The sequence below is a fragment of the Chryseobacterium mucoviscidosis genome, from assembly GCF_002177115.1.
In the GTDB taxonomy this organism is placed as follows: Bacteria; Bacteroidota; Bacteroidia; order Flavobacteriales; family Weeksellaceae; genus Chryseobacterium; species Chryseobacterium mucoviscidosis.
The window spans coordinates 567,182-588,792 of sequence record NZ_MVAG01000122.1; the positions used below are offsets into that span (position 1 = coordinate 567,182).

General features: G+C 35.8%; 21 protein-coding genes and 1 pseudogene. 7 read left to right on the forward strand and 15 right to left on the reverse strand.

What is annotated here, in order from left to right; all coding sequences use genetic code 11:
• Positions 1–167 precede the first annotated feature (167 nt).
• The gene (locus B0E34_RS14460) at positions 168–2,024 is read left to right on the forward strand and encodes a M61 family metallopeptidase (protein WP_087710516.1); all 1,857 of its coding nucleotides are present in this window, start codon (positions 168–170) and stop codon (positions 2,022–2,024) included.
• A gap of 452 nt (positions 2,025–2,476) precedes the next feature.
• On the opposite strand, the gene B0E34_RS14465 is transcribed toward B0E34_RS14460, so the two are convergent.
• Genes B0E34_RS14465 through pepE form a run of 4 tightly spaced genes read right to left on the reverse strand, consistent with a single transcriptional unit; the run spans position 2,477 to position 6,600 of the window.
• The gene (locus B0E34_RS14465; protein WP_228423084.1) at positions 2,477–3,631 is read right to left on the reverse strand and encodes a sensor histidine kinase; all 1,155 of its coding nucleotides are present in this window, start codon (positions 3,629–3,631) and stop codon (positions 2,477–2,479) included.
• 7 nt (positions 3,632–3,638) lie between these two features.
• A complete protein-coding gene (dacB, locus tag B0E34_RS14470) occupies positions 3,639–5,009 on the reverse strand; it encodes a D-alanyl-D-alanine carboxypeptidase/D-alanyl-D-alanine endopeptidase (RefSeq protein ID WP_087710519.1) in 1,371 nt (456 codons plus the stop codon).
• A gap of 47 nt (positions 5,010–5,056) precedes the next feature.
• Positions 5,057–5,908 (reverse strand): hypothetical protein, encoded by an 852-nt coding sequence (locus B0E34_RS14475; RefSeq protein ID WP_087710521.1) that lies wholly within the window; start codon positions 5,906–5,908, stop codon positions 5,057–5,059.
• On the reverse strand, positions 5,908–6,600 hold the full coding sequence (pepE, locus tag B0E34_RS14480) for a dipeptidase PepE (protein WP_087710523.1): 693 nt from the start codon (positions 6,598–6,600) through the stop codon (positions 5,908–5,910). Before pepE ends, B0E34_RS14475 begins: the two co-directional genes overlap by 1 nt.
• A 184-nt stretch (positions 6,601–6,784) precedes the next feature.
• Between pepE and B0E34_RS14485 the strand changes: the two genes are divergently transcribed.
• Positions 6,785–7,348 (forward strand): hypothetical protein, encoded by a 564-nt coding sequence (locus B0E34_RS14485; protein ID WP_087710525.1) that lies wholly within the window; start codon positions 6,785–6,787, stop codon positions 7,346–7,348.
• A gap of 46 nt (positions 7,349–7,394) precedes the next feature.
• On the opposite strand, the gene B0E34_RS14490 is transcribed toward B0E34_RS14485, so the two are convergent.
• Positions 7,395–7,877 (reverse strand): YdeI/OmpD-associated family protein, encoded by a 483-nt coding sequence (locus B0E34_RS14490; RefSeq protein ID WP_087710526.1) that lies wholly within the window; start codon positions 7,875–7,877, stop codon positions 7,395–7,397.
• Positions 7,878–8,109: 232 nt separating this feature from the next.
• On the opposite strand from B0E34_RS14490, the gene fsa reads away from it, so the two are divergent.
• Complete coding sequence (gene fsa / locus B0E34_RS14495) at positions 8,110–8,763, forward strand: fructose-6-phosphate aldolase (RefSeq protein WP_087710594.1); 654 nt, start codon at positions 8,110–8,112, stop codon at positions 8,761–8,763.
• Between the two features lie 60 nt (positions 8,764–8,823).
• On the opposite strand, the gene B0E34_RS14500 is transcribed toward fsa, so the two are convergent.
• From B0E34_RS14500 to B0E34_RS14540, 9 genes are all read right to left on the reverse strand, one after another.
• Positions 8,824–9,666 carry a GLPGLI family protein gene (locus tag B0E34_RS14500; RefSeq protein ID WP_087710528.1) on the reverse strand — a complete coding sequence of 281 codons (843 nt, stop codon included), beginning with the start codon at positions 9,664–9,666 and terminating at the stop codon, positions 8,824–8,826.
• Positions 9,667–9,692: 26 nt separating this feature from the next.
• A complete protein-coding gene (locus tag B0E34_RS14505; RefSeq protein ID WP_087710530.1) occupies positions 9,693–10,253 on the reverse strand; it encodes a sugar O-acetyltransferase in 561 nt (186 codons plus the stop codon).
• A gap of 85 nt (positions 10,254–10,338) precedes the next feature.
• A complete protein-coding gene (locus B0E34_RS14510) occupies positions 10,339–11,241 on the reverse strand; it encodes a GLPGLI family protein (RefSeq protein WP_087710532.1) in 903 nt (300 codons plus the stop codon).
• 65 nt (positions 11,242–11,306) lie between these two features.
• The gene (locus tag B0E34_RS14515; RefSeq protein WP_087710534.1) at positions 11,307–13,172 is read right to left on the reverse strand and encodes a M56 family metallopeptidase; all 1,866 of its coding nucleotides are present in this window, start codon (positions 13,170–13,172) and stop codon (positions 11,307–11,309) included.
• Positions 13,173–13,174: 2 nt separating this feature from the next.
• Positions 13,175–13,540: a BlaI/MecI/CopY family transcriptional regulator gene (locus B0E34_RS14520; protein ID WP_076389915.1), complete on the reverse strand. Its 366-nt coding sequence runs from the start codon at positions 13,538–13,540 to the stop codon at positions 13,175–13,177.
• 242 nt (positions 13,541–13,782) lie between these two features.
• Positions 13,783–14,955: an ABC transporter permease gene (locus tag B0E34_RS14525; RefSeq protein ID WP_087710536.1), complete on the reverse strand. Its 1,173-nt coding sequence runs from the start codon at positions 14,953–14,955 to the stop codon at positions 13,783–13,785.
• Positions 14,952–16,118, reverse strand: coding sequence for an ABC transporter permease (locus tag B0E34_RS14530; RefSeq protein ID WP_087710538.1), 1,167 nt, complete (start codon positions 16,116–16,118; stop codon positions 14,952–14,954). The genes B0E34_RS14525 and B0E34_RS14530 overlap by 4 nt, the downstream gene beginning before the upstream one ends.
• Positions 16,119–16,138: 20 nt before the next feature.
• Positions 16,139–17,137 (reverse strand): HlyD family secretion protein, encoded by a 999-nt coding sequence (locus B0E34_RS14535; RefSeq protein ID WP_087710540.1) that lies wholly within the window; start codon positions 17,135–17,137, stop codon positions 16,139–16,141.
• Between the two features lie 5 nt (positions 17,138–17,142).
• Positions 17,143–18,567, reverse strand: a complete 1,425-nt coding sequence (locus tag B0E34_RS14540) for a TolC family protein (RefSeq protein ID WP_087710542.1) — start codon at positions 18,565–18,567, stop codon at positions 17,143–17,145.
• A 232-nt stretch (positions 18,568–18,799) separates the two neighbouring features.
• Between B0E34_RS14540 and B0E34_RS14545 the strand changes: the two genes are divergently transcribed.
• Positions 18,800–19,381 (forward strand): hypothetical protein, encoded by a 582-nt coding sequence (locus tag B0E34_RS14545; RefSeq protein ID WP_087710544.1) that lies wholly within the window; start codon positions 18,800–18,802, stop codon positions 19,379–19,381.
• Positions 19,382–20,247: 866 nt separating this feature from the next.
• Positions 20,248–20,454, forward strand: coding sequence for a hypervirulence associated TUDOR domain-containing protein (locus B0E34_RS14550; protein ID WP_087710546.1), 207 nt, complete (start codon positions 20,248–20,250; stop codon positions 20,452–20,454).
• Positions 20,455–20,528: 74 nt separating this feature from the next.
• Here B0E34_RS14550 and B0E34_RS14555 read toward each other — a convergent pair whose 3' ends face one another.
• Positions 20,529–20,939, reverse strand: a complete 411-nt coding sequence (locus tag B0E34_RS14555) for a hypothetical protein (protein WP_087710548.1) — start codon at positions 20,937–20,939, stop codon at positions 20,529–20,531.
• A gap of 104 nt (positions 20,940–21,043) precedes the next feature.
• Here B0E34_RS14555 and B0E34_RS14560 point away from each other — a divergent pair, with 104 nt between their 5' ends.
• Together B0E34_RS14560 and B0E34_RS21135 are read left to right on the forward strand one after the other, a co-directional pair.
• The gene (locus tag B0E34_RS14560; RefSeq protein ID WP_087710550.1) at positions 21,044–21,397 is read left to right on the forward strand and encodes an ISAon1 family transposase N-terminal region protein; all 354 of its coding nucleotides are present in this window, start codon (positions 21,044–21,046) and stop codon (positions 21,395–21,397) included.
• A gap of 28 nt (positions 21,398–21,425) precedes the next feature.
• A pseudogene (locus B0E34_RS21135) lies at positions 21,426–21,611 on the forward strand (ISAon1 family transposase); the annotation flags it as partial.

Below are 21,611 nucleotides of genomic sequence, written 5' to 3' on the forward strand. Positions count from 1 at the left end.
AATCTTAATAATACAGGCAAAATCGTTCTTCGGTTTTGCTTTTTTGTTTCATTTATTCAGGAATTAGTATTAAATTAATTACTCTCTGTAAATTTTAACAAAAATTTAAAACTTTTAAAGTAACAAAATCAATTTTTCATCAACTACTTGAATATAATTTGAACTCAATGAAAAAAATAGCACTAAGTTTAGGATTACTGGCTGCGTTTTTTGTAAATGCACAGTCTATAAAAACTACGATAGATTTGGTAAATGTAAAAGACGATAAGGTTGCCGTAACGATGGAATTTCCAAAAATGAAATCCGGTGACGTGAAGTTTCATTTTCCTAAAACAGTTCCGGGAACTTATTCTGTAGACGATTACGGAAGATTTGTGGAGGGAATTAAATTTTTAGATAACAAAGGAAAAGAGATTGCTTTCACAAAAGTAAATGACAACACTTACGCTCTGAAAAACGCTCAGAATTTAAGCAAAGTAACTTATCTTGTGAATGACAGTTTCGATGAAGAAATGGACGATTCCAAACACAAAGCGGTATTTTCACCTTCGGGAACAGATATTGAAACCGGAAAAGTTTATTTAATCAATACCCACGGATTTGTAGGTTACATTGATAATATGCAGGACGTTCCTTATCAGTTAATTATCCAGAAACCAACGGATTTCTACGGCACAACCGCTTTGGTGGATCAGGATAAATCTGAATCTACAGATACCTATACTTTAGCGAATTATGCAAAAGTGACCGATTCTCCGTTAATGTATACAAAACCGGATTATGTTACGTTCAACGCGGGAGGAATGGATCTTGTATTGGGCGTTTATTCTCCGACAGGAAAATACAAAGCCGCTGATTTCAAAGAAAATCTTGAGAAAACGGTGATTGCCCAGAAGAAATTCTTAGGTGATATGAACACCAACAAAAAATATGCAATCATGCTTTATCTTTCGGGGATGGAAGAACCGCATATCAAAGGTTTCGGAGCTTTGGAACACCACGAATCCACAAGTGTTGTCCTGCCTGAAATGATGCCGAAAGATGCGATTGACAAAACCATTACGGACGTGGTTTCTCATGAGTTTTTCCACACGGTAAATCCTTTGAAAACGCATTCGGAAGAAATTCATTATTTCGATTATGCAGATCCGAAAATGTCTCAGCATTTGTGGATGTATGAAGGCGGAACGGAGTATTTTGCGAATTTATTCCAGATTCAGGAAGGTCTGATCACAAAAGATGAATTCCTTCAGAGAATGAGCGAAAAAATCGCCAACTCCAAGAACTATAATGATACCATGCCTTTTACGGTAATGAGTAAAAATGTTCTTAAAGACGAATACAAAGACCAATACAGAAACGTTTACGAAAAAGGAGCGCTTCTTGCGATGTGTCTTGATATCGAATTGAGAAAGCTGTCCAACGGAGAAATGGGCTATCGTGACATGATCAGAAAACTGTCTCAGCGATTTGGGGAAAACAAACCGTTTAAAGACGATAAACTGATTGACGAACTGGTAACGGTTACAGGGTATCCTCAGGTAAAAGACTTTTACAACAAATACATTGCAGGAGATCAGCCGACTCCTTATGCACAATATCTGAGTCTTGTTGGTGTAGAAGCAAAAAAACAGGAAACTCCGCCAATTTTCTGGTTCATTAAAGATCCTCAACAGACCGGTTTTGATGATAAGGACAATGCATTTGTATTCGACGAAAGTTCTGCTCTGTCTCCTTTCTCAAAAAGCATCGGATTTAAAATCACTGATAAAATCGTTGCTCTGGACGGAAAAACCATCAATGTTCAGAATATTCAGTCGTTTGTGGAGTATGCGAAATCTGTAAAGGAAGGACAAAATGTAACGGTAACCGTTTTAAGAAAGAATGGTGACAAAACAGAGAAAATCGATCTTAAAGGAAAAGCAATTCTTGATAAAATGACGATCGAAACGCTTCAGTTCAAATCTAATCCAACGGCTGCTGAACAAAAATTACAGGATCAGTGGTTAACCGGAAAAAAATAAATGCAGCTAAGATTAAAATTAGGACTTAGTAATCAAGCGGGGAATTTTCTCCGCTTTTTTATTGTCAATGTGGGCAGCAAGAGTTTTTGAGCAAACGGATGTTTCTGCAAGTTCAGTATGACATTGCTAAATCCAACTGCTATTTTGAAATTTTGTCAGACTGAGCTTGTCGAAGTCTTTGTAAATGCTGTAAATAATGGATAATTTTTAGGAGCTTTTTCCTGCTTTCCGCACTCGCTATTTTGTGTATTTGGGGTTTGCGGCGGCTTCGCCGCCGCAAACCCCAAATACACAAAATGAGCTCAGACAAAGCTTCAATCAGGGCTAAAATTCAGGTCACTCCTTATAAATATTCAATGTAAAATTGTCAGTTAACAAAAATCAAAATATAAATTTCACAGCTTAGATTCCTCCGGAATGACAAACTTTACGCAGCACATTCCTGAAACAATTTACCCTTTTTTAATCGTAATTCTAAAAGTCGTTCCCTTTCCTATTTCAGTCTGGGAAATTTTAATATCTCCGTTGTGATACTCCTGAATCACTCTTTTTGCAAGAGACAATCCCAATCCCCAACCTCGTTTTTTGGTAGAATAGCCCGGTTTAAAAGCATTTCTCGCCTGTTGTTTCGTCATTCCGCTTCCCGTATCCTGAACTTCAACAACAATATTTTTGTTTCTTTCCAAAACCGACATAGAAATAGAGCCCTCTCCTTTCATCGCATCAACCGCGTTTTTAACCAGATTTTCAATCACCCAGCTCATCAGGATTTTATTATGGGGAACCAAAATCGTGTAATTGGGAAGGTGAAGTCCGAAATTGATCTTTCTTGAAATTCTTGTTTTCAGATAATCGTAATTTTCCTGAATGGTCGCGTTGAAATCTTTATCATTCAGTTCCGGAACAGAACCGATCTTAGAAAACCTCTCCGAAATAGTTCTTAATCTTTCGATATCTTTTTCAATTTCATGAACGCCTTCGGAATCCGGAGTATCCAGCTTCATAATTTCCATCCAGCCGATCATCGAAGATAATGGAGTTCCGATCTGGTGTGCCGTTTCTTTAGCCAGACCTGCCCAAAGATAGCCTTCGTCCGTTTTTTTAATTGTCCGTAAAAACCAGAATGAAAAAAGAAAATAACACAGAATGAAAAACCCTAAAATATAAGGAGAATACCGAAGATTATTCAGCAGTTCGGAATTATCATAGTATACAAACTGATTGTTTGCATTGGGAACTTTTATTTCGATCGGCGGATAATTTTTAGCCATTTTGTTAGCCAAGGCAACAATTTCAGCAGAATTATTTTCAATATCCTGCGGAATATTTTTATGCTCGATAATCTGTCCGTCCTTATCGAGAATAATCACCGGAATCGTGGTATTAGAACTGTAAATCTGCAGCAGCAATGCCTGAATTTCCAGACTCGGAACCTTCACTTCCTGCTGAAATTTCAGCGCAGTTACTAAAATATCTACCCTTTTTACTTCTTCTTTTCGGAGGAAATTAAAAAGGATCGTAGAAGCAATAACAATCGTTAAGACAACAATCGTCATCAGCGTAAAAATAATCCAGTTGTTAAGTCTTGCAAATATGGATTTCTTCAAGGCAAATTTATTTTAAAACATTCAGGATTTTCTGCAGTTCCGTGCTTCCGCTCCCTTCATAATTGTTGATGATAATGGAGAAAACATATTTTTTTCCGTCTTTTGAGGTGTGATATCCTGCATAAGATTTGGTATCGCTCATGGTTCCGCTTTTCATTTTCATGCCGTTATCATGTGTAGGAAAACCATCATAATAAGACTCAAACCAAGGCTGTTTTCTGGCGTACAGCAAAGCCTGAACTTCTGCTTTCGCAGCAACATAATTTTGCGGAGAAAGTCCGCTTCCGTCGGCAAAATTAATCATATTCGGGTTAATTCCCTTTGATTTCCAGAATTCTTTTAAATAAGCTACTCCGCTTTTAAAACTTGGATCGCTTTTCTTCTCTTTTCCTAACGTTTTTATTAAAGTTTCACCGTAAAAATTGATACTTTTTCTCAGAAACCAGTAAATAATTTTATCCAAAGTCGGAGATTCGTAGGTAAGAATGACATTATTTTTCGGAGCCTGCAATGCCTTTTTTCCTTCAATTTCCAGTTGGGAATTGGTAACCACTTTCCCCGAAAAATCAATTCCCGAATCTTTCAGCCATTGTTTCACTTCCGCACCAAGCTGCAAAGGCGGATTGGGAACCGAACCGGAAACCGTAACCGTTTTGGCAGGTAAAGTTCCGTTAATCAGTGCAACGTCAGAATGCGGCGCCGTAAAAATCAGACTCTGATCGGAACTTCCGCCCACTTTAAGATCATTCAGCCAGTTAACTCCTTCAAGCGGATAAGAGAAGCTTTTGAATTCATTTCCGTTGATATTGATATCGAACTGATTTTCGCGCCAGTTGATCCCCCAAACTCCTGCTCCGTAATAATTTCCAAGATCATTCCATGGCCATCCTCCCGGAATCGTCTGATGATCAAAATAAGAATCGTCGATCACAAGATCTCCTGAAATTTTTTTAATCCCGGACTTTTTTATGGCATCGATTAATTTCTGCTTAAAAACTTCGGGTTTATAGGCTTCATATCTCCAGCTTCCCAATGTGGGATCTCCGGTTGAACTGATGAAAAGGTTTCCGTTCAGGTTTCCACCAGAAATATTTCCGGAATATGATGAAGTAGTCTTATAGGTGTAGTTCTTTCCTAAAATCTCCAAAGCTGCTCCGGCAGTAAATATTTTCTGCGTAGAAGCTGTGGAAAGTCCTTTATTTCCCTGATATTCGTAAATAAAATTTCCGTTTTCATCGGAAATATAAAATGATAAGTTAGACGAAATTGCCCCTGAAGAATTCATCAGGTTTTTGGTTGCTTCATCCAGTTTCTGAGTAATATTTTGGGCAAAAATAATCTGCGTTGAAAGTAAAAATATAGGTAGGGAATTTTTCATTAAGAATTATTTATTCAAATATAATTTAAATTACGGTACTTTTAGCCTTACCAGTATTTTTTAAACTCTTCAAATTCATCAATATTAAAAAGGATTCTATGATTTTCAGTCTTTTCAAAAGATTTATCACAGAATGTGAAAACTTCCTCATAACCATCTTGATCTATAAAAAGCAACATCTGGCATTGCTTAATATATTCTGTCTTATTTTCATAATCTTCCAGAAAAGAGTTCTGCCACGGTTCTTCATTACACCTTAAACATCGGTCTTTCCATAAGGATAGGTGTCCGCAAATTTCACAATTATTCAAATTTTCAAACATCAATCTAACAGAATTCTGAATCTCTACAGATAAAACAGCGAGAGGGAGAGATTTTAACAATAGATAATAATTAGGAGTTCTTGCATCAAGCATTACATATTTTTCATTCCCAGTTAAATAAACCCTCATCTCTCTAAAAGAATTGAGCATTTCTACTTTTTTGATCTGGTTCATTTTAAAAAGGAATGAATCATTAATCAAAATATTATCACCTTCAATATTGATAACAGATATTTCCTTTATATAATGATCGATACATAACGTGGTGTCCCAGCCTTTTACAAATCTTAATTTACCTTTCTTTCCACATTCTTCGCAGGTTTGAACTGATAACGCTCCATATTTTCTTATTATTTTCTGAATTTCTATATTTAGCTTTTCATCTTCAGAGAAGGAATAGCAACACAGCCCACCAAATTTTTCTTTTCCTTCCACTTTCTCGTTTAAATCCCAACCAGCAAGACAAAACTCTTCAAGCATATTCCTGATCAGATTACGCCATCCTGAACCGTTAATTGAAAAATTGAGCAAATTATTTTCAATAAACCGATCTATTTCTTCTCTTGATAATTCCATTATAATTGGTAACCCGCTTCGATCTCGTAAGGTTCTTTATCTTTCTCAAAAATTCTTGTGAGTTCAGTTCCTTCAACAGTAATTTTATCGCCCATTCTTCTGATCCAGTTTCCTTCACGAAGTCCGACAACTTTTAAGTCATTCTGTGTTAAAAATTCTTTAATTCTGGTTTCTCTCGTTTCACCATTATGTTTAAGTTCCGGATTCGGATCGAGATAATGCGGATTAATATTGAACGGAACCAGCCCCATACAATCAAAACTTGGAGGATATACAATCGGCATATCATTCGTTGTTTTCATATTCTGCCCTCCGATATTGCTTCCTGCGCTGCATCCCAGATAAGGTTTTCCGCTTTCAACATTTTCTTTCAAAACATTCATCAAACCTTCTTCATGTAAGGTTTTCACCAGTAAAAAAGTATTTCCGCCTCCTGTAAAAAATGCTTTCGCACTGTTTATGGCTTGTATTTTATCCTCAAATTCATGAAGACCTTTCACTTTAATATTTATGGTTTCAAAAAAAGAACTTGCTTTTGCTGTATAATCGTCATGAGAAATTCCGCCCGGTCTTGCGAAAGGCACGAAAATGATTTCTTCGATTCCATCATATAATTTGATTAATTCTTCTCTCAGATATTCCAGATATGTTCCACCAAAGAGTGTGGAAGTTGATGCCAAAATGATATTCATAACGGATAATTTGTCTTATAATCGTTGTGTTACAAAGATAACCGAATCTGCAGCGAATCAAAAATAATGATAAAAAAACATAGAATCCCGTTAATATTTTCCAAAAAAGTTTAAAGGTTCTAAAATTTAGACGTTTATGGAATTATAATTGAACTTTAGTTATCAACTTGAAAAATGTAAGATTATGAAAATGATTAAAAGTAATATTCAAAACCTGTTTTTAGGTTTGATGTTTATAGGAACCGCAAGTTTTGTAAATGCACAGACAACACAGACAGACAGTACAACTGCTACAAAAACAACCACAACAACCGCTCAGTCGACAGGAAATCCAACGATTGACGGTCTAAAAAAACAGATCGAAGCCAACCCGAAAGATACCGAAGCTTTGGCAAAATTAGCCGGAGCGTATCAGGATGCTTCAGACTGGACAAACGCAATTGATACATGGAAAAAGATTTCGGCTTTAGTACCGGATTGGGCGCCATCTTATTATAGTCAGGCTTATGCCTATCAGTCTGCGAAAGACGATGCCAATGCAAAACTGGCTTATGAAAAGTATATTGCAACGGTAAAGCCTGAAGAGGTGGAACAGAATAAGAAAAATCTGGCATACGCTTATTTTTATGTAGCGTTCTCTGAACAGCAGAGTAATCCTGATAAAGCAAAGGAGCATATTGCTAAATCCTTACAGTACGATCCTACCAATCAGGATGCTGTAAAGTTAAGCAAAGCTTTAAATTCATAGTTGTGAAAGATCCGAAGAAATTGTCTTCGGATCTTTTTTCTTTTTATTAAATTTTCCTGCCGAAAAACTCTGTTTCTCCTTTCAGATGCTGAATGATTTTCTGAATATTTCTCTGGATGCTTTTTTCAGTTTTCAGATGATTGATGTATTTTATCAGCTCTGATTTTCTTGAAAGGGTTAATTTTTCAAAGTTTTTTAAAGCAACAAGATTTTCGCTGATGGCTTTCTCCAAGTCAGGATGCATAGAAATTTTTCTCTCGGAGTCATCATATTCAATAAAAACATCTACCGTTTCGCCAATTCTTTTCGGTGAATCTTTCAGCATCATCATATTGATATAAAGACGCCACTCTCCTTTGTATTTCATTAAATTCTGCTTAAATTCTTTGCCGTTCACTGTTCCTTTTACGGGAATCGGACTTTTATTTTTGCCAGAGCTTTCAAATACGGCGGCAAGAATTTCTTCAGGAAGAAAAATAAACGGATTAATTCCGATAATTTCAAGTTTCGCGGTGAAATGGTTTTTCATTGATGTTTTATTATATCTAAATTAATGATTATTTTAAAACTGTAAATCTTCAACCACCCCGTCAAAAATTCAAAGAATTTTTGCCATCCCTCCGAAAGAGGGGAATTGTATTTCTCTACTATTTAACTTTTGTTTAAAGAGAAACTCTTCATGAATGCAGAATCTCATCTTTAATTAATTTTCCACTCAAAAAGGAATGATTATCTTTGTAAAAAATAAATCTGTAAAACAAATGAAATTTTTTATTGACACTGCTAATTTAGAGCAAATAAAAGAAGCGAAAGATCTTGGAATTCTGGATGGGGTAACAACCAACCCGTCTTTAATGGCAAAAGAAGGAATTCAGGGAGCTGAAGCAATTAAAAATCATTACAAAACCATCTGCGAAATTGTAGACGGAGATATTTCTGCGGAAGTTCTTTCTACAACATATGAAGAAATGATTAAAGAAGGGGACGAATTGGCAGCAATCCACCCGAATATCGTGGTGAAAATTCCGATGATCAAAGACGGAATTAAAGCGTTAAAATATTTTTCAGATAAAGGCATCAAAACGAACTGTACGCTGATTTTCTCTCCGGGACAGGCTCTTTTGGCTGCGAAAGCGGGTGCAACTTATATTTCTCCTTTCCTGGGAAGACTGGATGATATTTCAACTGACGGATTAAATCTGATTCAGGAAATCAGATTGATTTTTGATAATTATATGTATGAAACTGAAATTTTAGCAGCTTCTATCCGTCATTCGATGCACATTATCGACTGTGCTAAAATTGGAGCAGATGTGATTACTTCACCGCTTCCTCCGATCTTGAGTTTACTGAAACATCCTTTAACAGACAGCGGATTGGCTCAGTTTGTTGCAGATTCTCAGAAATTATCTTAATATATCTTTATATTTCAGAATAAATTACGGCGCGGAAACTTCGTTTCCGCGCCGTAATTATTATTTCAGTAAATCCAGTTCCAGAAGATTATTGTCTTTTGCATTGTCTTCTTTCACTTTTCTCTCACGCTGACGAATCATGTCTTCCACATCCAGCTTATTACCTTTTTCGTCGGTCATCATAATTTTGGTTCCGCTTGAAAGCATCTGCCGTATTCCTTTTGTCGGATTGATCCGGTAATCCAGAAACTGTTTTTTATATTTTTCCTGATTTAAAGGAACCAATGCTCCGAATCTGTGATTTTCTTCCTGACTTTTCCATTCCCGATCTTTTAAATTTATAATTTCCTTTAAAACATAAGAATGAGAGTTCGTTTGATCTTCCAGCTTTACAATTAATCCCGGTAATCCATGAAATTTATACGGTCCGTCCTGAATCGGAATATCGGCAACAAACCAAGCCGTCCATTTTCTTCCGGCGAAATCCGTGGTTGCTTTTTGTGCATTAAATTCACCCACTTTTTCTTTTTCCGGTAAAATGTTCCATTCCATTTTCCTGTCATCAGAAACTTTGTACTCATCCATATCCAAACGATTGAAGAACAAAATTTTATAGTCGGGATAAGATTTTTGAACAACATAAGGAACCATTCCGAAATTAATTTTAGAAAAATCTCCGTTCTGATGTTTCGACTGAGCCTCGATCAACGAATCTGAAATATATTTGTCTCTGCTGTAAAATTTCGAACCTTTTTTAGAAACATCAAGGTATATGGATTCTGTGATCGATACATCTTTTTTTGTAGAATCTGAAACAAATCTGTACTCATAAACAAAACGTTTATTCTGAGCATTAAAGAACATTCCCAATATCAACGCAAACGCAATAATGATCTCCTTCATTAATATTTTTTATTTAGTTTAAATTTTTAATTCATTATATTCTTCACCACTTTACAAGGATTTCCCAATGCAACCACATTGTCCGGAATGTCTTTGGTTACGACACTTCCCGCTCCGATCACAGAGTTATTTCCGATAGAGATTCCGGGGAGAACCACTACATTTCCTCCGAACCATACGTTATCTCCTACTGTAATGGGATGAGCAGATTCAAGACCTTCGTTTCTTTGTTTAAAATCTATGGGATGATTTGCCGTGTAAAAACTACAGTTGGGACCGATAAAAACATGATCTCCGAAAGTTACTTTCGCACAATCCAGAATCACCAGATTATGATTCGAATAGAAATTCTCTCCCACTTCAATATTATATCCGTAATCGCACCAGAAACTGGGCTCTATGCAGATATTCTGTTTTGTTTTGCCTAAAATCTTTTTCAGCAGTGCCACTCTTCCTTCAGCATCAGAATTTTTCAGGAGGTTGTACTCCTGACAAAGATCTTTTACTTTAATTCTTTCTTCAATTAGTTCCTGATCGTAATTGGCATTATACAAAAGTCCTTTCGCACATTTTTCCTTTTCCGTCATATTTTATGATTTGCAGTTCTAAAGATAATAAAAACAAAACAGGGCAGAAATTACTTTTGCCCTGTTTTAAGAAATATTTAACCTATTATTTTACCAGATCCGGCTCAATAGGATTGTTATTTTTTGCCAGAGATTCTTTTGTTCTCTTTTCCATTTCTCTGAAAACCTGATTAGGATCTGAGATTTCTTTTCCGTCTGAAGTTTTTACTTTAAAAGTCATCTTAGAATTATCAGTATTTCTCATCATCATTTCCCTCATGTTTTTAGTAGGATCATTTACATAATCTTTCCACGCTTTTCTGAACTGATCTTCCGTTACTTCAAGCTCTTTTCCGCCCATTCCGAAAACCCTGATGTTTTGCGGAAGTTCCGGTTCTTTTTCTGAAGCAGCAGCTTGGGCAACTTTTTTATTTCCCACCAAAGTCATGATGTGGGAACCTGTAGTATCTTCAATTTTAACAATCAGCCCCGGTAAACCGTAGAATTTATAAGGTCCGTCCTGAAAAGGAATATCTGTAGAAAACCATGCAATCCATTCTCTCCCGCCAAAGCTTGTGGTAGCTTTCTGCGTATTGTATTCCCCGATTTTCTGCTTGTCGGATAAAATTTTCCATTCCGGTTTCTGATCTTCTCTGATTTTATACTGATCCGAAGAAACACTTCTGAAAAGATATGTTTTGAAATCGGGATAGCTTTTGGTTACTTTGAATGAAACCTGTCCCGGATTTTCTCTTCTGTTAACACTGATATTTCCGGAAAATGATTTGATCTGCTTCTCCAGTTCTGCTCTGGAAGTGGAATCGGCAACAAATTTTGTTCTGCTGTAATAATTCGAGCCGTTTTTATCAATATCAAGGTACATCATTTCGCTTTTCACGTCTTCCTTATTATTGGAATCGGGAATGAATTTGTAATCATAGAAAAAACGGTTGATCTGTGCATTGGCAAGAATTCCTGCCAATAAAAAGAGGAGTAATTTATATTTCATAAACTGTATTTTAAAAAAAACTCTGCTGTTATTTTGAAATAATCAGCAGAGTTTAAAAAACTTGATTATTTAGTCTGAATTCGGATTTCGCCCTGCATTTTTCCGTCGATGTTTCTTTTGTTTACATCCATTCTTTTAATGGTTTTAGAATCCAGAGCCTGCATTTCTTCATTGGTAGATTCTTTTCCGTTAATATAGATCTTCATATCTCCCGCTCCGTTCAGATTTTTGATGCCCGAAGCAACAACAGATTGATTTTTATTATCAATTTTAATATTGTCTGCATGGATTCTGAACACTTTTTCATCCGGGAAACCTCTGAAAGTATTGCCATAAATGTACACTTTTCTGTTTCCGTCCAATGCTCTTCGTTCTGCTTCCAGTTTAGCTCTTTCACCTTCTAATTTGGCTCTTTTTTCTTCAAGCTTTGCTCTTTCCTTTTCAAGTTTCGCTCTTTTCTTAGCAATTGCAGCAGATTCTTTTACTTTTGGTGTGGAGAAATTGAAGCTGTTTTCAGATTCCGGCGACCATTTCATATCTCTGGAATCACGGAAAGAGTATATTTTTACTTTTGGAGCGTTTGGCGCTTTCGGTGCAGTGGGCGGACTTGGAGGAGCATCGGAAAATTCAAAATTCATTTCTGGAATATCAGGAATTTCAATATTAAGTTCTTCCAGCTCTTTCATTTGATCTTTCCATTCTTTGGATTTAAAATAATCGTTGATATTAACATCCTTTCCGTCCATTCGGATCACCATTGCCGATTTCAGAAAATCTTTTGAGCTTGCAATTTTTCCGATTTCTCCGGATAGTTTTCCGATTTCTTCGAGGTTTTTGTTGTACTCATCACTTTCAGGCTTAAAATTCTTCAGATTCTGGCTTTTTTCCTGAATCTTTTTGCTTAAATCTGCTATTTTTTTGTCGTCTTCCGATTTTTTATACACTTTTGGTGTTACGACAACACGATTTTTTGAATCTGGAGTAATGGTATCTTTTTTAATAACAATTTGATCTCTTTTTTTAATCTGAGAAACGGCTTTCTCAATTTCTATATTCGTTGCTTTAATTTCTTGGTTTTTGGCATTTACCAAATAAGCAAACGCAACAGAAAATACTACCGGCAATGCAAAAATTCTACGCGCATACCCGAATTTGGTTTTAGGTTTTTGTAACATTTTTAATCGTTTTTTTAGATTTGAACTAAGAAACGGACTGGTTGCAGGCAACTGGTTTCCGGAAAAGTGGCTTGCTAAAAGCATCTGCGCAAATGCTTTGGTGTCCGATTGTTTTACGGCTTTTTTATCAGCCAGATATTCGTGAATTAAACTAATTTCTTTTTTGATGAGATGAAAAAAAGGATTGAACCAGAAAACAGAGGTAATAATCTCAATAAAAATTTTATCGAAGGAGTGTTTCTGTTCAATATGTACCATTTCGTGCTTCAAAATCTGTTTTCCGAGATCAGAATTCAGTGTGATGGAATTCTTCCAGAAAAGATTTTTAAAGTAAGAAAAAGGAGCTTCGGATAAGTTTGTATGGTAAAAATTAATCCCGTCGAAACTTTCTTTCTGAAACTGACTTTTAAGCTTTTGGATTCTGAAAATCCCATAGACGAATCTTCCTAAAAAATAGAAAGAAACAAGTCCCAAAGCCGAAAAAATAATTCTAAAATAAATGTAATCATTGTTTGAGTTTTTAATTGTATTAAAATTCTGTACCTGATCTATCAACTTATACAAATCACTGCTTACTTCAATGGTAAAGTCTTCGACCTTTATTAAAGGAAGCAATAAAGAAATGAGCATCGCAGACAAAAGATAAAATCTGTTGTAGTGATGAAACGTCTTGTCTTTTAAAGACAACTGATAATACAGAAACGTTACACCGGAACATAAAATAACTTTTCCGAAATAGAGAAGTACAGTTTCCATGGTTAGTTTTTCTTTTTAAGTTCGTTTAATAACATCTCAAGATCTTCCACCGTCATTTCATTTTTTTCGACCAGAAAAGAAACGGCACTTTTGTAAGATCCTTTGAAATAATTTTTTACCAGACTTTTAATGGTTTTTCCGGAATACTGCTCCTTAGAAACCAACGGAAAATACTCATGCTGTCTTCCGTATACATTATAGTCTACAAATTCTTTTTCTTTCAGCACTTTTAAAATGGTAGAAACGGTATTGGTGTGAGGCTTCGGTTCAGGGAAAAGATCAAGAACGTCTTTCAGAAATCCTTTTTCCAGTTTCCATAAATACTGCATCACCTGTTCTTCTGCTTTTGTTAAAGTCTGAATTTTCATATCCTTTTCATTTTTATCATTAAACGTGACATAAAAATATTCACGAAAATTTTATATCACTAAGAAATTAGTTATACAAATGTAGAAATAAAATCCATCCAAACAACTATTTTTTTAGTGATAAAAGATTAAAACGCATAAATAATTGATAATCAAATAAATAAATTTTATTAAAATTTGTTAAAGAAATTTTGGCAGGATTATTTGCCTGGTTTTAAAAATCCATTGACCTCCAAAAAAGATTACTCCTGTTTTTTATTTTCTGTTATTGATGAACTGACTAAATATTTTATTCTCAAAATCAGAAGACCTTCAAAAATGATCCACAAAATAATAAGATGAATGACCGACGGTAGATTGTTTGACAGAGAACCTCCGGATTGTACAATGGAAATAAAGGTCTTTAAAAACGGCGATGTCGGCAAAGCATCAGACAAAAACTGAACAAATTTCGGCAAAGCCTGATACGGCATTGAATATCCCGTAATCAGAAATATCGGATACGAGGAAAATACAAGAACCTGAAATGCAAACAGTTTCGTCTTAAAAAAACTTCCGATCAACATTCCGAAAACGATAATTGTAGAAATAAATAACGCAAAAATTACCGCAAGATCAATGGCGTTTCCGCGAATTTCAACCCCGAAAACAGAGAAATTCACTACAGCGAAAAACAATCCGAAAATCATAAAAGCAAAAAAGTAAAGGATGCTTTTCCCAAAAATCATTTTAGAAATACTTTGTTTTGAAATTTCATAAAGATTCAGCAGTTTATTTTCTTCTCTTTCTGAAGTAAAAGCGGCCGCAACGCCAATCAGAAGTGTCTGCTGAAGAATAATCGCCAATAGACCGGGCAACAGAAATCCTCCATACGTCATACTTGCGTTGTAAAGCGGACGGTAATCCATATTGATGGGATTGGTCATTTTCATGGATTCATCTTCTCCCATTCCCTGTTTGTTAAAGTACGTTTTCCTCACTCCTGCTCCAACCGTTAAACATACTTTGGTCGCAGTGCTGAGTAAATCGCTGGAAGGTAAAAAACGAGAGGCATTGAGAACCATATTCACATTTGCCTGTTTCTGCGATAAAATATTTCTCTCGAATCCAGACTGAATATAAAAATACCCCTGAACTTCACCCCGATACATTTTTTCCTGTCCTTCGGCAATATTTGAAGCCGGAACAATTTCAATCATGGAAGTGGAATTAAACTGCTGCGTCAATGTTCTGGAAATGGAGGTTCCATCATCATCAATTAACGCCAGTTTTACCTTTTCTTCACCTTTGTTTAAATAAATACTTCCGTACATGAATGCGTACAGAATCGGAGCGAGAAGCAAAATCAGAAACAGACTCGAATCTTTCGAAACATTCCGAAGTTCTCTTTTAAATATCTGAATGATCTCCTTCATACGCTCTTTTCTTTAAGATAGTTATTAATTTTTCTCTGAAAGAACACAATGCTTAAAGGAAAGGTCACTCCGGTAAAAATCAGCAGTTTAAAAATCTCAGGCATGGCATATGATAAAGGAAGCTCCATGAAATAAAGCTTAATAAAACCATCCAAAAAGTGTGTGTAAGGCATAATGTCTGCATAAAACTGATCGTACCAAGGCATCGCCCATCGCGGAAATGTAAAACCGCTGAAAACAAAAGCCGGAGAAGTAAAAAACAGAGCCACATCGGTTACAAAAAGCAGATTATTGGACATTGCGGAAAGCATCATTCCAATGCCGATGCAGGCTAAAGACATTAAAGTATAGATCAGGAAAAAATTGAAATCGGTCTGCGGTTTTCCCAGTTCAAAAACAGGAAATACAATGTAAGCGACCAATACAAAAAGAATCCATGAAATGCAAAGATGAGCAAGCGTTTTTCCGACTATAATCTGTGACGATGAAGAAGAAATTTTTAACAGTTCATCAACCGTATTCCGTTTAAATTCAAGATTTAAAATTAAAACAGAAGCTACGACCAAAGCCATTTGAAGCCCGACCGTAATCAGTCCGGGTGTTAAATACATCTGATAATTAAAATCCGGATTGTAGAGCGTTGTGGTATTCAGTTTTATCGGCTGAACCAAAGCTGTTGCCTGTTCAGCGGGCATTCCCTGCTTTTCCGCTTTCTGGAGAACTACGGCAAGACCGCCTTTTATAATAACTTCTGCACCTCCTTTATAAATCATTTTTGCAGGAACCAGATACGCTCCGTTGGTATACAAAGTAATGTTTGACTGATGATTTTTTTTAACATCCGACTCCAGATTTTTAGGAAAATGTACAGCTCCGAAAATCTTGCCTTCTTTCATTAATTTTTCTATTTCTGCATTGCTGGAAACCTTTTCTGTAATATGAATAAGATCGCTGTGATCCATCATATCCGTAAGCTGTCTGGAAACAGAAGACTGATCTTCATCCCAAACTGCCATCGGAAGTTCTTTTGCAAACTGCTTCTGGTAAATTAATCCGTAAAAAAGAAATATTATGGGTGGAATGACCAGTAAAACCACATAGAAATTCGGAATCGAAAAAATCCGTTTCCACTCCCGAATGATAATCTGGCTGATTGTTTTCAAGGTTCTTCTTGTGGATTAAATTATTGAAAAATAAGCTGTGCCGTCATTCCTGAACGAAGTCCTTTGATGGAACCTGCGTTTTCCGGTCTTACTTTGATCTGAAACGTTCTGAGTTCAAATTCTCCGTTCTGCTTTTCCGGAACCCAGTCTGCATAGCCTAAAGCCGGAGCCAGTTCTGCCACTCTTCCCTGAACTTTTTCTGGGGTACAGCCGGGAATTTTCATGGTTACCAGACTTCCTTTATTTATTTTCGTCATCTGATTCTGGCGAAGATTAAATTTGACAAAAAAAGACTGATCTTTCTGAATTGTCATCATAGGATACCCCGCATTTACCATTTCTCCTTTTTTGGCAATTACCGTAGAAATTATTCCGGAAGCAGGTGCTTTTATAGAAGCATTGTCTTTTATTTCCTGCGTAAGTTCATCCGCACTTTTTGCCTGATTTAAAACCGATTGTGCTGAGTTTTTAAGCTCTTCATTATTTCCTCTTTTCAAAAGCTGAACATTAAGATTGGCGGTTTCCAGTTCTTTCTGGGCTGCTTTGTATTTGAAATAAATAACGTCGCGTTCCTGTCCGGAAACTACTCCTTCTGCATATAAATTCTGAAAACGGCTGTACGTTTTAGACATCAGATCCATCTGCTGTTGTGCAATCTGCTGTAAATTCTCGGCTGATTTCAATACTTCCGGTTCTACTCCGCGATTCACTTTATCCAGTTGATTCTGTGCAATTTTTACCGCTTCTGAAACCTGAGACTGTATGCTTTCGATCTCGGAGGTTTTCATCTGTGCAATAATCTGTCCTTCCTTTACATCATCGCCTTCCTTTACCAAAAGCTCCAAAACTCTACCCGGAAGTGAAGCCGAAACGTCCACAAATTCAGCGTCTACCATTCCTATAACCGCATCTTTGCTGCTGCTTTCGGAAGATTTGTTCTGAAGAAGATAAATCAGCGCAATGACTAATACAACAATTGGAATACATACTGCCCAGTAATTTTTTATAAAATTTTTCATCTTGTTTAAGGAATGTAATTGGTAATATTTTCGACGTTTCCTGTAATATAAAAATAAGTTGCCACAACAGTCTGATAAGCCACCAGAGACGTGTAATACAATTTCTCTGCCTCATACTGAAGCTGCAGTGCATCGTTTACATCTTTTACGGAAGAAAGGCTGTTTTCCATTCTTTTTCTCACCATTTCTGTAGTGGTATATGCCTGTTTTCTCGCAAGATCCAAGGTTTCTTTCTGCTCTTTGAAACTGATGAGTTTATTTTCAGAAATTCTGACGGCAAGATCCACCGATTTCTGTTTCTGATCTATTAACAGATCTGCCTCTTTTACCAAAGATTCAGAAGCCTGATTTCTGGATCTTCTTTCAGGATCAAAAAGTGTCCACTGAACTTCTACGCCCACTAACCACGGCGGCGTGATTAAAGGAAGATCATTTCTGAAAAACTGGTAATTTCCAATGGCAAAAATATTGGGCTTAGACAGAGATTTTGTAATATCGTTCGTGGTTTGTGCTTCTTTTTTCTTACTCTGTAATAATTTCAGATCGGTATTTTTATCTGAGGAACCAAAACTGGTGACTTCAATATTTTCATTTAATTCTTCATTAATTTCCAAAGATTCATCAAGAGGAATTCCCATCAGATCTTTTAAAGTCAGTAACGTATTTTCCTTTTCAAGCCGTAAATTTTTAAGAGTAGTTTCGCCCTGAATTTTGGCAATATCTGACCAGTTTTTAAGATAAGGCGGGATAATCTCTGCTTTCAGAAGATTTTGTGCATACTTTTCATTGCTTTCCAGAGCTTCTGCCATTTTCTCCTGCTTTTTGATCATGGAATTGAGGTACATGATCTGAATATAGTTGAGCGAAATATTGTAAGAATTAAGATTCTGAATAGACTCCAGATTGGCTTTCCCGCTTTCCACCTGCTGTTTCGAAAGTTCTCTGGAAGCATTCAGCTTTCCTCCGAGATAAATCGGCTGTCTTACAAGGATCCCGGCAAGAAAATAACTCTGTTTGGCAATGGCAGGATTGTAATTAGGATAAACCGCGCTGATGATATCTTTTGAAGTCTGATAAATGACATTCTGCACCTGTTGCGGAAGCGGGTTTCCTGTGATCTGCTGATAAGCTGCATTGGCAGAATAGGCACTCTGACTGGCCGAACCTTCCACAATTCCGTCTTTTACCTGCTGAAGATTTACTCTGATGGGTTCTCCGATGTAGTTGTATCCGCCAAGAAAATCGACTTTGGGAAGAATATTGTTTTTGCCGGACTGTGCTATTTTCTGCCTTGTTTCCAAAGACTGTTCTGCCAGTTTTACAGCAACATTATTCTGCTTTCCTTTTTCTATACATTGCTGTAAGGTAAGCTGCTGACAGAATAATTTTGTGGTACATAATAAAGTAAAAGCAATAATCTTATGATTCATAGCCTTAAAATGTGATTTTAGTATCGTGTGTTGTTCCCTTAAAGATATTAAAAATATATAAGAATTTTGGGGAATTATCTTAAAAAATGACTTTCATAAAAAGTTTAAAAACATCATTTTAACAATAATGAACCACTTACGTTATAAAATTGTTAATTTTTATTAAATAAATTTAAAATGTATTTGTCTAAACCGGGAAATTATATTTATTTTAGTGCTTTAAAAATTTCTCATGAAAAGATATAATTTATTAATTGTACTATTATTACTTATTTTTAACATTACTACCGCTCAAAAGAAAGGTTCTCCGGCAGCAGATTTCAGTGCGGTAGGTGAAACTAAAACTAAAATCGAAAATACCGTTCCATTAGTGATCAAGCATCTAAAAGAGATCAGTGAAAAAGAAAGCAATCCGAATATTCTTTCTAACGGCAAAACCGCTCTGGCAAAAGAATACGGAAAAGTAGAGCTTGAATGGAGACTGTACAGAGGAAATATGAACAACTGCATCCTGAACAATTCTTCCAAAAAAGCGAAGAAGTGCATGGAATATCACAATAATATGATCAGAGGTACTCTGATTAACTATAACAACTACATCACTAATCTTACAAGAAAGAACGGATATCTTGGAGTGGACGGCGATACAAAATTTGAGTTTAACCCTTCTGAAATCACCACAAAACTAAGCGAGTCTTTCTTTAACGGAAATGATGCAGCCAACAGAATGAAAGGAAATCAGAAGAAAGATTTTATCGGGCAGACAATGGCAGATGATAATGCACTTACGCCTTTCAATCAGTTAGCACAATAATTTATTTTTTAATTAAATGATACGGAATCCTGCTTTTTTAAGCGGGATTTTTTATTTAATGATGAATTTACAATTCAAAGTTTTATTTTCGGAGGTAAGTTTTAATTTAACACATAAGTCACATTAGTTTTATTTGATCGACATACAGCATTGAAGAACACATTTATTTTCTGAAAATCTTTGATTTTCTCTTATGTGATAGGAAAACTTTTGATGAGTTCCAGTTTTATTCTATTTAACCTCATTTCAGGATAAGAAATAAATTTAATTAATTGATTTATCGCAAAGAAAAACAAGAGATTTTTTTTACTTATTGAAAGTTTGTAAGCTAAACAAAGGCACTTCGTTTATTTAAAAAAGACAAAAATGGTATTACTTTGATCAATTTTACGCCTTTGTATATCTTAAAAGCCGAATTCTTAATAGTTAAATCTCCTTGTTTAACCTTGCGTTTAACAAGACTTATCCCGAACTCAGGTTAATTATAAATCTACAATCCAAAGTTTTATTTTCGGAGTTAAATTTCAATTTAAACACATAAGTCACATGAACTTTCATTTGATCGGCATGAAGCATAGAAGAACATATTAATTTTTAAAGCTCTGACTTTTATTATTTTGAAAATTTGAAATATTTAAATTTAACACATAAGTCACATGAGAACTTATTGATCGGCATACAGCATAGAAGAACACATTAGTTTTTGAAAATCTTTGATTTTCTATTATGTGATCCTTATTTTTAAATAACTCACAAAACTTATATGACTTATCTGATTTAAATAAGCGCAGCCAAATCTTCCTCTTATAAACTTTAAAATATGGCATAATAAGTGAATTGTACATCACAACCAAATCCAAACAAAAATGAGCACATTAAAAAAAGGAGACATGGTGAGATGGAATTCCAGCAACGGAGAAACTCACGGAAAGATTACAAAAATTCATAAAAAAGACTTTGTATTTATGGATAAGCAAAGAATAGCGACAGAGGATGAACCACAATACGAAGTCATGAGCGAAAAAACAGGAAAATCAGCCGTTCATAAAGCTTCTTCCCTGAAAAAAATGTAAAAAAATAAGCGGTTTCAAAAGTATAATTCAGCATTGCCTTAACTTTGAAACCGCCTTAAAATTTTTATAGTAGATTATTTGATTTTATCATAAATAAATTTGGTAACAATAGCTCCGAAAAGATAATAAGCCACCGTCATTACTTTCTTTTGGGTACTTTCAGCAACAGGATTTTCATCCAGACCCATCTTTTGTGGCAGTGTAATGGCTCCGATTCCCATCGCCAATCCGGAAGCGATATTAAAACCTGTAGTGGCAGTAGTTGCATAATACATTCCGTTGCCAATAATATCTCCGGCTAAGGTTGCGGCATACAGCTTATCATGATCTGTAATTTCGGTATCAGCTTTAGCCAAAGTTTTATTTAAAGCTTCCTCTCCTACTTTATTGATTTCGGGAACATTGTCGAAGTTTTTCCTGATGGTTTCGTGCAGAAGGTTCAGCGCGATTGCTCCGCCCAAACCTGCGAGAATTTTTTTATACATGATATTATGATTTAATGTTGTATCATGATACCTGCATAAATTAAGCCATACCGGATCAGTCTCAAAAGTTGGGGAGGAATGTTAAGTAGTTTTATCTTTGTATAATGCTAAACGATCAAGAATTACTAAAGTTTTTGCTTCCACCATACTTAGTGGATTATTTTGATATTGTGAAATTTGAAGAAAAAGAAGGTTTGCTTCACCTGTATTTTGAAGAAAAAAATACTATCCCCCAAGAGTTCTTATCCCTTCAGCTTCAATCAAAAGGATTTTATCAGCCCATTACAGTGGACGATTTTCCGCTTCGGGGAAAAGCCGTAAAACTCCATATCCAACGCAGAAGATGGACGGATGTTAAGTCCGGGAACATTGTTCACCGCGACTGGAAACTCATCGCTAAAGGCACTCGCATGACACAGGATTTTGCAGAGTTCTTAAAAAAAATCTGCCGATACTAAAGCCCTTCCCTTAGAAACCATTGGTGAAATGTATGGCGTTAAGGGCAAAAAATTCCGGAGGCAGTACAAAAAATCACTCAGCGGGTTTAAAGACTGGAAGCAGAAATCTCATGCAGAAGATTGGATTATTTATCCCGAAAACTGTTCTCACCGCCTATCGTTAGACGAAGTGGCACTCTCTGAAGGAGAACTCTACACCGTGCTTACCTCCAAG